This is a genomic window from Candidatus Accumulibacter sp. ACC005 (genome assembly GCF_907163215.1).
Lineage (GTDB): Bacteria > Pseudomonadota > Gammaproteobacteria > Burkholderiales > Rhodocyclaceae > Accumulibacter > Accumulibacter regalis.
Genome location: NZ_CAJQUB010000015.1, coordinates 135,772 through 150,787 on the forward strand (window position 1 = coordinate 135,772; position 15,016 = coordinate 150,787).

The following is a 15,016-nucleotide window of genomic DNA, read 5'->3' on the forward strand; positions in this document are numbered from 1 at the left end:
GCCGTCAAGCCACCCTTCGCGATGGCCTTTTTCCCGGGTCGCCGGCCGGTGGCCAGCCAGCATTGGACCCGCGCGGCAACTCGAGATGGAAACAAGCCCCCCGACCAGGCGCGCTTTCCGCCCACACCCGCCCGCCCATGCGTTGCACGGCCTTGTGTACGATGGCCAGGCCGACGCCGGTGCCGGGATAGTCCTCGGCGCGCTGCAAGCGTTGGAAGATCTCGAAGATGCGCTCGTGAAAGCGCATGTCGAAGCCGATACCGTTGTCCTTGAACGCCAGAATCACCGCCTCGTCGGTCTGGCTGGCGCTGATCACTAGGGTCGGCGGCCGACTCTTGCGGCTGAACTTGAGCGCGTTGTCGAGCAAATTGCGCAGCACCATGCTCAGCCCGTCCGGGTCGGCGCGAACACTCAGCCCCGATAGCGTCGCCACTTCGACGACCATGCCGCAGGCGTCGATGTCCGCACGGCGGATCTCCAGGCAGGCGCTCACCTGCTCCGACAGGACGAGCGTCTGGCTGTGCAGACTGCGCCGTTCGAGACGCGAATAGGCCAGCAGATCCTCGATCAGGCGGCCCATGTGTGCGACCCCGTCGCGTACGTTGTCGAGGAACAGGCGCCCCTCTGCGTCCAACTGGTCGTGGTAGGCGTCGAGCAACAGGCGGCTGTAGCCATCGATGCCGCGCAGTGGCGCCTTCAGATCGTGCGAGACGGAATAGGTGAAGGTCTGCAATTCCTTGTTGGCGGCGTCCAGTTCGGCGGTGCGCCGACGCACGCGCTCCTCGAGATCGGCGTTCAGTTGCCGGATCTCGTCTTCCATGTGTCGACGCTCGCTGATGTCGCGAATCACTGCCAGCGGAGCACCGTCGGGCATCCGCGTGGCGATCACATCGGCGACGAAAGTCGAGCCATCCTTGCGCTGGAACTGCCATTCCCGCTGGTAATCAGACTTGTCCTTGATGGCGTCAAGCGCCGGAGCGATGTGCGCGCGCTCGCCCGGCACAACAATGTCTGCGCAATGCCGACCGAGCAGATCCTCTCGCGGGTACCCGAGCATCCGGCAGATGGCTGCATTGCCATCGCGACAGTAGCCCTCCTGGTCGACGACGAAGATGCCGTCCGGCGCATACTCGAACAGCGTGCGATAGCGCGCCTCGCTGGCCGCCAGCGCCAGACGCACCTGATGTTCAGTGCTGATGTCGCGCACGACGGCGATGAACGGACCGGCACTGGGCAAACGCGTGAGTCGCGCCTCGAAGCGGCGTACGCAGCCCGACAGCGGCAAGTCGTATTCGGTCGTCGCCAGCCCGCCGTGTTCGCCGATTTCCGCCATCCGGCAGGCAAGCAGTTCGCCCACTTCGCCGGGCAGGACGTCCTGCACGCGCTTGCCGAGGAAGGCTTCCGGCGGCAGGTAGAGGTCGGCACTTTGCCGGGCACGGTAATCGCGGATGGTGCCGTCCGCAGCGATCAGGAAAAAGAGATCGGGCAGGGCCTGGAAGACGGAGTCGAGTACCCGTTCGCCCTGTCGGGCTTGCGCCTCGGCCAGTTTGCGTTCGCTGATATCCTCGGAAAAGATGACGATGCCGCCAATCGTTTCCTCGGCGGTGTGCCACGGCCGCACCTCCCAGCGCAGCCACTGAACGCGGCCATCGAAGCGCTCGAAACGCTCCTCGTCGGCGCGCACCACTTCGCCCGCCAGCGCCCGGCGATGGACCTCCTTCCAGGCGTCGACGATCTCGGGGAATATCTCGTAGTGCGAGCGGCCAAGGACGTCGCAGTCTTCCAGCCCATAGTCGCTCAACCAGCGCTGGCTGACAGCCAGATAGTGCATGCGGGGGTCGAACATCGCCAGCGCGGCTGGCGCATGCTCGATGAACAGGCGTAGTCGGGCTTCACTCGCGCGCAACGCCGCTTCGGCGAGCTTGCGGCGGCTGATGTCCTCGACGACCGATACGAAGTACTTCGGCGTGCCGTCACCGCGGCGCACCAGACTCACCGTCAGGTTTATCCACACCGACGCGCCGGACTTGTGCAGGTAACGCTTTTCAAGATTGTAAGTATCCCGGCTCCCGGCCAGGACCTGATTGACCAGTTCGAGATCTGCGGCGAGGTCGTCGGGATGGGTGATCGCCTGAAAGCTCAATTGCAGCATCTCGTCACGGCTGTAGCCGACGATGTCGCAGAGGCGCTGATTGACGTCCAGCCAGGAGCCGTTCGGGGCGACCTGGGCAATTCCGACAGCCGCCTGATCAAAGGTCGCACGCAGGGAATCCTCGCTCTCGCGCAGGGCCAGTGTTCGTCGCTTCACCTGCCGACGCAGCAGAACGACGAAGAATGCGGCCACCACCAGCGCAGCTGCCGCAGCGATCAAGGCCCACGCCACCCACTGCGGCCACTGGTCCGTTCCGGACCCGCCCAGCCAGCGGTCGAGCGACTGGTAATAGACGCTATCGCGTTCGTCGAGCAGCGCTGCGAGGTGGCGGTCGAGCGCCGCGATGATCGCCGGATCGGCGCCTGCCGGCGCGGCATAGCGGACCGAGATCGGGTTGAAGACGATGCCCGTGGACTCGACCTTATAACGGGCCGAATGCAGCGTCCCGAAAACGCGGCTGACGACCCCGGCGTCGGCGTCACCGGCGGCGACCAGGGCCATTACCTGCTCGTAGTTGGCGGCAGGAAGCGCAAGGATAGGCACACCGAACTCGTCGAGCAGCTCGCGCAGCGCATCGCTGTGAGTCGCACCTTCGACCAGCGCGACGCGCTTGTCGCGCAGGGCGAGCAGCGACTGGATCCTGCTCCCTGGCCTGGCGTAGACGACGCCCCAGTTGCCGAGCAGGGTCTGCCCGGTAAACTGGAATCGTTCGGCGCGTTCAGGGGTGTAGGCGATACCGGTCAGGAGGTCGATCTCGCCGCGCTCGAGCATGGCGAAGATCGCCTGCCACTCGTCGTGGACGAACTCCACGCGCCAGCCCTCCTGCTGCGCAACGTAGTTCACGACGTCGACGGCGATTCCCTGCATTTCTCCGGACGAATCGTCGAAGGCGATGGGGGGATTGCTGCCCACGCCGACGCGCAGCGTTTTTTGCTCGGCCTGCACGGAGGCGGAGAAAGCGGGCAGCAGCAGCGCGATCACCAGCAACGCGGCCTGGCAGCGCCCGCAGACCGTACGCAGCAGGGTCGCCGCCGCGTGCCGCAGACGCCGATCGAGGCGATCGCCCGACGCAGGCATGATCGTGCTGACGCGTCGGCAAAGGCGCCGTGAACGCGCACCGGCTATTGCTTTCGCCCTGGCGATCATCGTGGCAACTCCAGATAGAAGGTGGCGCCGTGACCAAGCTGGCTCTCGGCCCAGACCCGTCCCCCCATGCGCTGTACGGCCTTGTGCACAATGGCCAGGCCGACGCCGGTTCCGGGATAATCCTCGGCACGCTGCAGGCGTTGGAAGATTTCGAAGATGCGCTCGTGAAAGCGCATGTCAAAGCCGATGCCGTTGTCCTTGATCGCCACGGTCACCGATTTCTCGGTCTGGGTGCCGCTGATGGCCAGGGTCGGTGGCTGTCTTTGACGTGAGAACTTGAGCGCGTTGTCGACCAGGTTACGCAGCACGATATTCAGAGCCGCTGGATCGGCACAGGCGCTCAGGCCGTGCAGACGCACGTCGACGACCATCCCCAGCGCCTGCATCTCCACACGGCGGCTGTCCAGAACCATGCCCGCCTGCCGTGAAAGGTCAAGGGTCTGCCCGTGCAGGCCGCGCCTTTCCAGGCGCGAATAGGCGAGCAGGTCCTCGATCAGGCGCGCCATGTGGGCGACACCATTACGCACGTTGTCGAGAAACAGGCGGCCCTCTTCGTCCAACTGCTCGCGGTGATCCTCCAGCAGCAGACGGCAGTAGCCATCGATGCCGCGCAGCGGCGCCTTCAGATCGTGCGAGACCGAGTAGGTGAAGGTCTGCAACTCCTTGTTGGCAGCGTCCAATTCGGCCGTGCGCTGACTTACCCGCGCCTCGAGATCGGCGTTGAGCTGCTGGATCCGATCCTCCATGCGCCTGCGCTCGCTGACATCGCGCGAGACCACCACCACCCGCTCGACCCGGCCATCGACATCGCGAATCACGCCGCCCTGCGATTCGATGTCGCGCCAGCCGCCACCGGGCAGCACGACGCGGAAAGTTCCGCGCGTCCCGATGCCGGTGGCGATGGTCGTCGCGAAGGCCCGGCGCACACGTTCGCGATCGTCGGGATGAACGCTGGCGAAAGGATCGGCTTCCTGCACTTCGTCCGGTTTGCCGAAAAGGGCGCGGTACGCGGGACTGTCGTAGAGACGGCGCCCCTGCACATCAAGCACCGTCACCATGTCGCCCATGTTCTCGGCGATCAGTCGGAAGAACGCCTCCTGCTCGCGCAAACTGGCCTCGGCCTGCTTGCGCTGGGTGATGTCACGAGCGATGCCCAGCACCCCGAGAAGACGGCCGCGCCCGTCGAAGACCGGGGTCTTGATCGTTTCCAGCAGCTCGCGATGACCATCGCTGGCAAAGGACACCCATTCCTCGTTGACGCGGGGACCGCCTGCGGCAATCGCGGCGCGGTCCTTCTCGCGGAAGAAATCGGCCAGCTCGGCAGGCACGAAATCATGGTCGGTCTTGCCCCTTATCTCGACCTCGGTCGCGCCGAAGAACAACTCGAAGCGCGGATTGCAGCTCAGATAAACGCCGTTGGCGTCCTTCAGCCAGACCAGATCCGGGAGGGTCTCGAGCAGCGCGTCGAGTCGGGCGCTGTGGCTGGCGAGAAGCTCGCCGCCACGGACCAGGCGATAGGTCATGACCGCCGCCGCCAGGGCCAGCAGAAAACTCACCAGGCGCAGCAGCACGATACCCGCGTCGACACGTCCCCAGCCATCGGCCGGAATGGCGGCCATTTGCCACGATCCGCCGCCGGGCAGGGTCACTTCGACGGTCACCGGATCGTCGCCGAAGAGCGCCGCGTCGCCGAAGAATCCCGCACCGCGCGCGCCGCTGCCGTCGCGCCCCCGAAGCGCCACTCGCAGACCGAGGTCGGAGTCGCGCAAACCCGCCTGCTCATAGAGCGTTTCGACGTCGATCGCCGCCGACACCAGGCCCCAGAAACGCTTTTCTCCGCCGGCTTCGGCGGCTGGCAGGAAGACCGGCTTGCGCGCGATGATGGCCACTCCCCCTTGCTCAAGGGACAGCGGCCCGGCGATCACCGTGCGTCCGCTGTCGCGCGCGCGCAACGCCGCCTCGCGTTGCACCGGATGCTGGCGGTAATCCAGGCCCAGCGCCGCCTCGTTGCCCTTGAGCGGATACATCAGGGAAAGCACCAGATCCGGCGCGGCACCAATGTTGCGCAAGGCGTAGCGTTTGTCCACCAGGCCATCGGCGATGGCCGCGAAGCCGGCCTGATCGATGTCCGGCCGGGACTCGATAACCGCCGTCAGGCCATGCACCAGCGAGAGGTTGACATTGACCAGGCCTTCGAGTCGGGCGCGCACCGTCGACAGGCGATGGAGAACGTCGCTCCTTTCCTGCTCCAGTTCACTCTCTTGCGCGTAATACGCGACGACCTGCCCAGCGGCCAGCACCAGCAGTGCGCCCAGCAGGGCAAACAGCCAGGCGCGCGTGGTACCGCCAGAAGCGTGTCTTGCGTCGACGGTCATGGCCCGGAAACCAGGCGGCGACGCAAACCGATCAAAGCGCGGCAACCTCGACCAGGCAATCGTAAAAAGTGGCGCCGCCACCGATGTCGGTGAGCGCCTGGCTGGTCACTTCGTTGCAGTTGCGACCGTCGGGCGAAAGCTTGCGCCACCAGATCGAAGTGGCCATCGCCACGCCGGGCCGGACACGGTCACTGACGACGGCGCGGGCGTGGAACTCGCCGCGGCGGTTGAAGATACGCACCAGGCTATCGTCGGTGATGGCGCGTGTGGCCGCGTCGGCCGGATGCAGATGGATGGCCGGCGACCTTTCCTGCGCCAGGAAGCGCGCCGAGTTGGCGAAACTGGTGTTGAGAAAGTTGCGCGCCGGCGGGGTGATCAAGGCGAGCGGAAACTCGCTGGCCAGCGGGCTCTGCCGCCACTCGCGCGGGGCGGTGAAATCGGGCAGCGGGTCGACGCCTGCGCTGGCCAGGCTCGCGCTGTAGAACTCGCATTTTCCCGAGGGAGTCGGGAAGCCGCCGTCGGCAAAGGGCGCTGCGCCGCGCGGCAGGTTCAGCCGGGCGTGCCCGTCGGCCTTGAGCTTGTCCCACGACAGCCCGGCCAGGCGCGGGTCGTTCCAGTCGAAGGCCTGGCGGCAGAGGTCTTCGTCGGAGTCGGCAAAGCACGCCTCGCTGAAACCCATCGCGCGCGCCAGGCGGCGGAACAGCTCGGTGTTCGACAGAGCATCGCCAAGCGGCGGGATCGCCGGCTGATTTACCTGGACGTGCAGGTGCCCGTAGGACTTGTGGATGTCGAGCTGCTCCATGTGGCTGGTCGCCGGCAGGAGGATGTCGGCGTAGTCGGCGGTGTCGGTCTGGAAAAGATCATGGACTACAGTGAATAGGTCGTCGCGGGCAAAGCCGCGCGCGACCTCGACCGAGTGCGGCGCGATGGCCACCGGATTGCTGTTGTAGACGAACAGCGCCTTGATCGGTGGCCGCGCGCGCAACAGATCCTGGCCGATGGTACTCATGTTGATCGTTCGCGGCGCCGGGTGGGGCATCAGATCCGGGCGTTCGAGGGCAGCGCTGTCCACCGGGTAGTTGCCCGAGCTGGAGAGCAGGATGCCGCCGGCAGGGTGTCGCCAGGCGCCGGTGAGCGCCGGCAGGCAGGCCAGCGTGCGCAGCGCCATGCCGCCGCCGGCGGTGCGGTTGATGCCGTAGTTGGTGCGGATCGCTGCCGGAGTCGTGCGGCCGTATTCGTGCGCGAGCTGCTCGACCTCGGCTTCTTCGATGCCACAGATCGCCGCTACCCGTGCCGGCGGGTATTGCCGAGCGCGTTCCTTGAGGGCGTCGAAGCCGAGCGTGTGCCGGGCGATGTAGTCGCGGTCGAGAAGCTCGTCGCGGATCAGCACGTGCATCAGCCCAAGGGCCAGCGCGCTGTCGGTTCCGGGCAGCAGCGCGATGTGCTGGTCGCACTTGTCGGCGGTCGCCGTGCGGCAGGGATCGATGGCGATCAGACGTGCGCCACGTCGTTTCGCTTCCTGCGCCAGCCGCCAGAAGTGCAGGTTCGAGACGACGCTGTTGCTGCCCCAGATGATGATCAGGCGCGCATCGACGACGTTCTCGACGTCGAAACCGACGCTCGCACCGATGCTCGCGCGGTAGCCCATCGCGCCGGCGCTGGCGCAGATCGTGCGGTCGAGTTGCGCAGCACCGAGACGGTGGAAGAAGCGGCGATCCATCGAGCCGTAGCCGAGCAGGCCGGAATTGCCGGCGTAGCTGTAGGGAACGATCGCCTCGGCGCCGTCGCTGGCGATGATCTGGCGATAGCGATCGGCGATCGTCGCCAGCGCCTGCGGCCAGGAGATGCGTTCGAAGCTCGCCCCGGGGCCCTTGCCGCCGACCCGGCGCAAGGGGTAGAGCAGGCGGTCCGGGTGATAGATGCGCTCGGGGTAGAAGGCCACCTTGGTGCACAGCACGCCGGCGGTCGGCGCGTGATCGGCGGCGCCGGCGACCTTGACGACGCGGCCGTCGCAGACGCTCACTTCGAGCGCGCAGGTGTCCGGGCAATCGTGCGGGCAGGCACCGCGTACGCGGTGCGTGCCGGCGGCGGTGGAGAAGGGCGTGCTCATGGCGCGTCACCCGTGCTCTGGTTGCGATGCTGCGAAGATAGCAGCTTCCGGTCCTTTCCGGCAGCCTGCCGAGGCGAACATTTTCTGCCCTATGATGTCTGTGCAGGTCGGTAACAGCAAGGAAAGTCCTGCCTGGCGACGCCCACGGCGGGCGGCAGGTCGCCGACCAGCACCCCACCCCGGAGCCACCAGCCATGATGCCATCACTCCCACCCCGACCCGGATCCCGAGCAGCTCCGCGAACGATCTTCTCCCTGCTCGTCGCGGCAGTCGGGAGCACGCTTCTGGGCGCGCTGGTCGCCAACAGCAGCGCCATGGGCAGCGCAGCGGGCAGCACGAAAGCGCCGACCAAAGCCTGTCTGGCGCCGGCAAGCTGGGCGGTCTTCGCCGAGCGGCAGCCGCAAGCCGCCAGCAAGCAGAAGATTCTCGCTGAACTGAGCGGACGCGACGTACTGCTGCTCGGAGAAGAGCATGACGACGCCGACCACCACCAGTGGCAATTGCAGGTGCTCTCCGGACTGCACGCGCTGCGCCCGGAGATGGTCATCGGCTTCGAAATGTTTCCCCGCCGGGTGCAAGCGATTCTCGATCGCTGGGTCGCCGGCGAGCTGAGCGTGAAGGAGTTTCTCGCGCAAGCGGAATGGGAAAAGGTCTGGAACACGCGGCCGGAACTGTATCTGCCGCTCTTCGAGTTCGCGCGACTGAACCGAATCCCGATGCTGGCCCTGAATATCGACCAGGAGCTGACGCGCAAGATTGCCGACCGCGGCTGGGACGCGGTACCGCTTGCCGAGCGTGAAGGCGTCGGCCAGGCGGCCGCGCCGTCGGACGCCTACCGCGAGTTCCTCTTCGAGGTCTATCGCCAGCACGCGACGATGCGCGGCAAGTCGACCAAGGCCAGACGCGGCGACGCCGCCTTTGCCCGCTTTGTCGACTCGCAACTGGCCTGGGATCGGGCGATGGCCGAAGTGCTGGCCGGCCAGGTGGCGCCGACGGCGAGCGGCGGCAAGCCGCTGATCGTCGGCATCATGGGAAGCGGTCACCTGCGCTTCGGGCATGGCGTGCCGCACCAGTTGCGCGACCTTGGCGTGCGCTCGATCGGCACCCTGTTGCCGCTCGCCGCGGCAAGCCCTTGCGACGAGCTTGTCCCCGGGCTCGCCGACGCCGTCTTCGCCGTGCCAACACCGCCGCGCACGGCGACCGAGCCGCCGCGCCTTGGCGTGACGCTCGAAAGCAAGGACGGGCGAGTGCTGATCGCCAGCGTGAGTAAGGGCAGCCTGGCCGAGAAGAGCGGCCTGCAGGATGGCGACCGGATTCTTGCCGTGGCCAGCCAGCCGCTAAACGGTCTGACTTCGCTGTTGAACTCGATACGCCAGCAGCCGCCGGGAACCTGGTTGCCGCTGCACATCGAGCGCGCCGGCGAGAAGCTTGAAATCATCGTCCGCTTCCCGGCGCAGCAATGAGTCGCTGGTCTGCCTTGCGCTCGCTGCCGGCGCTACTCTTGCTGGCCGTCGCCAGCGCTGCGGCGTGGGCGGTCGACACGCCTGCCGCGCATCTCGCACTCGATGTCACGCTCGACCCGGCCAGTCGCCGCCTCGCCGTCGTCGCCGCGGTCAGGCCCGGTCAGCGGAGCTTTCGCTTCGCCCTGCACGAGTCGCTGACCATCGACAGCGCGTCGGCCGACAGTCAGCCGATCGTCGTCCGGCTGACCGGGCAGCAGGGAAATCTGCGCACCTGGCAGGCACGCCTGCCGACGGCGCAGGCGACGCTGCGCATCGCCTACCAGGGCACGCTGCCGGCCCTCGATCCCCGCCTCGACCATCGTCAGGTGCTGCGCGGGTTGCCGCCGATGGCCGCTGTCGAAGGCAGTTTCCTGCCCTCGGGCGGCGGCTGGTATCCGCAACCGGCGGCTTTGTTCAGCTACCGCGTGCGCGTGAACGTCCCTGGTGAACAACGGGCGCTGGTCGCCGGCCGACTGCTCGACGAGGAGCTACCGGCAGGACCCGGCGATCGCTATCGCGCCAGCTTCGAGTTCGCCGATCCGGCCGACGGCATCGACCTGATGGCCGGCCCGTGGATCGTGCGCGAGAAAACGATGCCGGCCGGCGACGCCGGGCCGCTGCGCCTGCGCACTTACTTCACGCGCGAGCTCGACGAGATCGCCGGCCTGGCCGACGCCTACCTCGACGACACGCGTACGCACATCGAACGCTATGCACGGGAAATCGGCGCCTACCCGTTCAGCAGCTTTTCGGTGATCGCCAGTCCGCTGCCGACCGGCTTCGGAATGCCGACCCTGACCTATCTCGGTGCCGAGGTGCTCAAGCTGCCCTTCATTCGCGCCACTTCGCTGGGCCACGAAATCCTGCACAACTGGTGGGGAAACGGCGTCTACGTCGATTACGCGACGGGTAACTGGGCCGAGGGCCTGACCACCTTCATGGCCGACTACGCGTACAAGGAGAGCGAATCGGCCGCCGCCGCGCAGGCCATGCGCCTCGGCTGGCTGCGCGACTTCGCCGCGCTGCCGGCGGCGAGCAGGCAGACGCTGGCGTCGTTCCGCTCGCGCACGCACGGCGCGGCGGCGGCCGTCGGCTACGGCAAGGCGGCGATGCTCTTCGTGATGTTGCGCGACCGACTTGGTGAGGAGCACTTTCGCGCCGGCCTGCGGCTATTCTGGCAACAGCAGCGCTTTCGTGTCGCCAGCTGGGGCGACTTGCAGCAAGCATTCGAGCAGGCGTCGGGGCAGTCGCTGACGATTTTCTTCCGCCAGTGGCTGCTGCGCGACGGCGCGCCCACACTGCGCATCCACAGCGCAAGCGCCAGCACCGTCGCCGGCGACACGCGCCTGACACTCGAAGTGAGTCAAGACGCGCCGGCCTACGCTCTGCGTCTGCCCCTCGAAATCAACTACGGCGGGCGCGCGGAAAGCCGTTCCGTCGACATTGACCGGCTGCAGCAGACGGTCAGTCTGACGCTTTCCGGCTCGCCGCAAGGCGTCGTTCTCGACCCGCAGCTGCGCCTCTGGCGATTGCTCGACGCGGCGCAACTGCCGCCGATCCTGCGCCAGTGGATCGTCGCCCGCGAGCCACGCCTGCTGCTGGTCACGGCGCTTTCCGAGGTGCGCGACGCGGGTGCAGCCCTTGCGGCACGGCTATTTGAAGTCGCGCCGCGGGAAATCCCGCCCGACGATCTGCGCAAGACGACGACGCCGGTATTGCTGATCGGCCTGCATGCCGACGTTGACGCGGCGCTGGCGGCGACCGGCCTGCCGCCGCGGCCGCCGACTCCCGGTCAGCGCGGAAGCGCCCAGCTGTGGACCATCGTCGGCCAAACGGACGTGCCGGTAGCGGTCGTTTCGGCACGCGACGCTGCGGCGCTGAGCGCCCTGCTGCGCCCGCTGCCGCACTACGGCAGCCAGAGCTGGCTGGTTTTCGACGGCAGTCGCGCGCTCGCCCGCGGCGTCTGGCCGCTCGTCGATCCACCCGTTCCGGTGAGCCGTCCGCCGGCCGGCGATCCTGGCCGAAAGGCCGGCCGCTGAATGCCGGCGCGGCGCGGACGGCGCAAAACCTGACAAGGCCGCGGGAGCCGTGCTATCGTTCCGGCTTTTCGTCCCGGGCCGGGCAAAACAAGCTGTTTTTTCCTCGCCAACGACGTCTTCGCGATCGTACCGATTCGCGCCGTTCCAGCCACTAACGCCGCCGCGCGACGCGTGCAGGGAGACTGATGATGCCGTTTCTGAAACGAGCACTTGCCGCACTGGCGGCGACGACACTGGCCGTTCCGGCCGCCATGGCGCAACAACTGCCCCAGACCCCGCCACAGGCAGACTTCAAGGCCGCCTGGAGCGCTCCCGAGCCGTGGCGAACCGACCGTTTCTACCTCCAGACCAGCCTCGCCTCGGTGCACTTCCACCCCGATGACGCGCACGATAATTCGCAAGTTCTGATCAACCCCGAGTGGCGACTGGACAAGCAGTGGCTAAAGGGTCAGCTGCTGGTCGGCGCAGCGACGTTTGACAACTCCTATAGTCAGGCGACCTGGTACGCCTACGGCGGCCTGCTCTGGCGGCCGGTCGAGACGGTGCAACCGTTCTATCTGAAACTCACGGCCGGCGTCATACATGGCTACCGGGGTGAGTATCAGGACAAGATCCCGATGAACGGCTCGGGGTATGCCCCTGCCATCATACCGTCGATGGGTTACTGCTATAACCGCTTCTGTTCAGAGGTGGTGCTGTTCGGCGCGGCAGGCATGATGTGGACCGTCGGCATGACCCTGCCCTAGGCTTCGTTCGGCTGACCGCGGCGTCAGGCCGAACCCGTAACGCAAGCGTCGGCCGCGCTGCCACCAGGCCCACCGACAGCAGGTCCCCTGCCACAAGCTTTTGATTTTCATCAAAAATAGTGCCTTGTGCGGCGATTTGCCACATTCCGCACTGCAGCATCAATCCCTAGAATGCCCGGCATCAAGAAGACATTCAGGGAGAGTTGGCAATGGAGCGGGAGAGAAAACCGATCGCCGTCGCAGTGGCGCTGGCCTTGGCCGGTGGGTGGCAGCACGCCGACGCACAAGAGAGCTCGGCAACACCGGTCATGAAGGAAGTGGTGGTCAATGCATCGCGGATCGACGACGTCGATCCGCTCGACAGCAGGCGCCTGGACGCGGCGAGCATCGCGCCCTACCGCGCTGCAACCAGCGATAGCGCCAGGCTGCTCGACGCACTGCCCGGTGTCAGCACCTACGGCGCCGGTGGCGTTTCCAGCCTGCCGGTGATCCGCGGTCTTGCCGACGACCGCATCCGCATCCAGGTTGATGGCATGAACCTGATTTCCTCGTGCGCCAACCACATGAATCCGCCGCTGTCGTATATCGACCCGACCAACGTCGACAGCGTCGCCCTGTTTGCCGGCGTCACTCCGGTCAGCGCCGGCGGCGACAGCATTGCCGGAACGATCCAGGTCAACTCGCCGCCTCCGGAGTTCGCCAAGGCCGGCGAAGGCAAGCTGCTCAAGGGCCAGGCCGGTGCCTTCTACCGCAGCAACGGCAACGGTCGCGGCGCCAATCTCTCGGCGACGATTGCCAACGAGATGCTCAGCCTCAACTATGCGGGCTCGACGGCGCAGGCGGACAACTATCGGGCCGGGGGTAGTTTCAAGGCCGCCGGGCTGTCGGAGGGTACGACCGAGTGGCTCGACGGCGACGAGGTGGGCTCGTCGCCGTACAAGTCGCAAAACCAGTTGCTGAGCCTCGCGTTGCGCCACGCCGAGCATCTCTTCGAGCTCAAGTTCGGCTATCAGCACATGCCCTACCAAGGCTTCCCGAATCAACGCATGGACTTGACCGACAACACCAGCCAGCAGGTCAACGCCCGTTATCTGGGCGAGTATGCCTGGGGTTCGCTGGAGGCGCGCGCCTATCACGAAGACACGCGGCATACGATGAACTTCCTCGACGACAAGCTGCAGACCACTGGCCCGATGAAGAACCTGGCCGGCATGCCGATGGATACGCACGGCAAGACCACCGGCGTCCAGCTCAAGGCGGAGATCATCGCCTCGGAACGCGACCTGTTCAGGGTCGGCGGCGAATACCAGAAATACCGGCTGGACGACTGGTGGGATCCGATCTCGCCGGTGGTGGCCATGCCGATGGCGGGAATGAAGGGATCGACTTTCTGGAACATCAACGACGGCCAGCGCGACCGCTTCGACGTCTATGGCGAGTGGGAGGCGCGCTGGAGTCGGCAATGGCTGTCGCAGCTCGGACTGCGCAGCAGCACGGTGAGGATGGATAGCGGCGACGTGCAGGGCTACAACACAGCGTTCTACGGCGACCCGCAAAATCCGGCGTCGATTCCCGGCGCGTTCAACGCTCTCGATCGCCAGAAGACCGACCACAACATCGATCTCGCCGCCCTGCTGCGCTTCACGGCAGCTGCCGAGCAGACCTACGAGGCAGGCTACGCGCGCAAGACGCGCTCGCCGAACCTCTACGAGCGCTACGCCTGGTCGACCAACAACCCGATGGCCATGAACATGGTCAACTGGTTCGGTGACGGCAACGGTTACGTCGGCGACGTCGACCTCGATCCGGAGGTCGCGCACACCATCAGCGCAACAGCGAGCTGGCACGACGCGGCGCGCGAGCAGTGGAATCTCAGCGTCACCCCCTTCTACACCTACGTGCAGGATTACGTCGATGCCGTTCGCTGTTCGGGTGGCAGCGGCATGTCGCCGTGCCAGGGGAGCAACCTGACACGCACCGACAACTTCGTTTACCTGCAGTTTGCCAATCAGACGGCGCGGCTGTACGGCGCCGACGCCAGCGCCCGCTTGCCGCTGGTGCAAGCGAGCGCAATCGGCAAGCTGACGATGACCGGGGTGTTGAGCTACGTGCGCGGGCGGAACTCGCAGAGTGACGACAATCTGTACCACATCATGCCTCTGAACGCGAAGCTGGCGCTGGTGCAGAACTCGGGAGCGTGGACCAACACCGTCGAGGGCGTCTTCGTCGACGCCAAGACGCAGGTTTCGCAGACGCGCAATGAGCTAAGGACCAGCGGCTACGGTTTGCTCAACCTGCGCAGCAGCTACGAATGGAAGCAGCTGCGCGTCGACATCGGCGTCGAGAACCTCTTCGACAGGCTCTATGAGTCGCCCCTCGGGGGCGCCTATCTTGGTCAGCGGCCAATGCTCTACGGAACCGCGGTGCCGGGTACCGGGCGTTCGCTCTACGCCGGGATGAACCTGCGCTTCTGAGCGCTCGAGCAATACAGGGCTGGCAGTGGGCAGGCAGCCAGACAGGGGCCGCGAGCGGGCGATCAGGAGGCGGCGCCGCGCTCGATGACCACGCCGACGCGCTGCACGCCGCTCATCATTCCCAGTTTGGCGATCGAGACGCGAACCCAGGTGGCGCCGAAGTCTTCGAGAAGCAGCGTCGCCACGTATTCGGCAAGACGTTCGAGGAGGTTGAAGTGGCGCGCCGCCAACTCGCTGCGCAGGCGTTCGGCGACCGTCGCGTAATCGATGGTGTCACCGATGTCGTCGCTGGCGCCGGCGCTGGCGGTCGACGTGCCGATCTGCAACGAGATTTCTATCGTCTGGGGCATCGCTTTTTCGCGCGGGTAGATGCCGATCAGCGTGGAAGCGCGAAGCGCGTCGATGAAAATGATGTCCATGCGGCGTTGCGTCAGGTCGGTGTAAAATCCCGGGCTGGTCGCGAAGTCTGCTG

General features: G+C 66.3%; 8 protein-coding genes. 4 read left to right on the forward strand and 4 right to left on the reverse strand.

Translation table 11 applies throughout. The annotated features are described in order from the left end of the window. Positions 1–4: 4 nt before the first annotated feature. The 3 genes from QZ613_RS18515 to QZ613_RS18525 are packed head-to-tail and all read right to left on the reverse strand — an operon-like array spanning position 5 to position 7,783. Positions 5–3,298, reverse strand: a complete 3,294-nt coding sequence (locus QZ613_RS18515; RefSeq protein WP_291983497.1) for a PAS domain S-box protein — start codon at positions 3,296–3,298, stop codon at positions 5–7. After that, the gene (locus tag QZ613_RS18520; protein WP_291983499.1) at positions 3,295–5,673 is read right to left on the reverse strand and encodes a PAS domain S-box protein; all 2,379 of its coding nucleotides are present in this window, start codon (positions 5,671–5,673) and stop codon (positions 3,295–3,297) included. The genes QZ613_RS18515 and QZ613_RS18520 overlap by 4 nt, the downstream gene beginning before the upstream one ends. 31 nt (positions 5,674–5,704) lie before the next feature. After that, the gene (locus QZ613_RS18525) at positions 5,705–7,783 is read right to left on the reverse strand and encodes a molybdopterin oxidoreductase family protein (RefSeq protein WP_291983501.1); all 2,079 of its coding nucleotides are present in this window, start codon (positions 7,781–7,783) and stop codon (positions 5,705–5,707) included. A gap of 194 nt (positions 7,784–7,977) precedes the next feature. On the opposite strand from QZ613_RS18525, the gene QZ613_RS18530 reads away from it, so the two are divergent. From QZ613_RS18530 to QZ613_RS18545, 4 genes are all read left to right on the forward strand, one after another. Further along, on the forward strand, positions 7,978–9,246 hold the full coding sequence (locus tag QZ613_RS18530) for a ChaN family lipoprotein (protein WP_291865585.1): 1,269 nt from the start codon (positions 7,978–7,980) through the stop codon (positions 9,244–9,246). Then, positions 9,243–11,324, forward strand: a complete 2,082-nt coding sequence (locus QZ613_RS18535) for a M1 family aminopeptidase (protein WP_291983503.1) — start codon at positions 9,243–9,245, stop codon at positions 11,322–11,324. Before QZ613_RS18530 ends, QZ613_RS18535 begins: the two co-directional genes overlap by 4 nt. 185 nt (positions 11,325–11,509) lie before the next feature. Further along, positions 11,510–12,070, forward strand: a complete 561-nt coding sequence (locus QZ613_RS18540) for a hypothetical protein (protein WP_291983505.1) — start codon at positions 11,510–11,512, stop codon at positions 12,068–12,070. Positions 12,071–12,279: 209 nt separating this feature from the next. Then, on the forward strand, positions 12,280–14,544 hold the full coding sequence (locus QZ613_RS18545; protein ID WP_291983507.1) for a TonB-dependent receptor plug domain-containing protein: 2,265 nt from the start codon (positions 12,280–12,282) through the stop codon (positions 14,542–14,544). A 62-nt stretch (positions 14,545–14,606) separates the two neighbouring features. Here the strand turns inward: QZ613_RS18545 and QZ613_RS18550 are convergent, their stop codons facing one another. Further along, on the reverse strand, positions 14,607–14,963 hold the full coding sequence (locus tag QZ613_RS18550; protein WP_043562580.1) for a dihydroneopterin aldolase: 357 nt from the start codon (positions 14,961–14,963) through the stop codon (positions 14,607–14,609). Positions 14,964–15,016 lie beyond the last annotated feature (53 nt).